This window comes from Mesorhizobium sp. M2E.F.Ca.ET.209.01.1.1, assembly GCF_004010375.2.
In the GTDB taxonomy this organism is placed as follows: Bacteria; Pseudomonadota; Alphaproteobacteria; order Rhizobiales; family Rhizobiaceae; genus Mesorhizobium.
Genome location: NZ_SADP02000131.1, coordinates 1 through 485, shown reverse-complemented (window position 1 = coordinate 485; position 485 = coordinate 1). Strand labels below are relative to the sequence as shown.

Here is a 485-nt window from a genome sequence, read left to right as displayed (position 1 = left end):
GCCACGACAATGGCCTGATCACGCTCAACGTCGCCGAGGCGGATTCGGCCGAGCGTGAAAGGCGGCGGATCGAGATGGGCGAGAATTACCGCACCTTGCTCGGTCATTTCCGCCACGAGCTCGGCCATTATTACTGGGATCGGCTTATCCGCGACGATCCGCAAGGGCTGGAGGCCTTTCGCGCTTTGTTCGGCGACGAACGCGCCGACTACGAACAGGCGCTTAAGGCTTACTACGCCAACGGCGCCGCGCCCGACTGGCAGCAAAACCACATCTCGGCCTACGCCACCTCGCACCCATGGGAGGACTGGGCCGAGACCTTCGCGCATCACCTCCACATAACCGACACGCTTGAAATGGTGCATGCGCTGAGTTTTCCGCTGGGGCGGCTGGAGACGGTGGATGCCGATGCCATCCCACGCGGCGACACTGGCGGGCGCTTGCAGCCTGCGCCCACCGATCCCGATCCGGCACCGGAACCGTTC

1 protein-coding gene is annotated in these 485 nt (G+C 64.1%); it reads left to right on the top strand.

The features are described from left to right. On the top strand, window positions 1-485 hold a 485-nt coding region (locus EN852_RS34940), incomplete at both ends, for a putative zinc-binding metallopeptidase (RefSeq protein WP_189546341.1).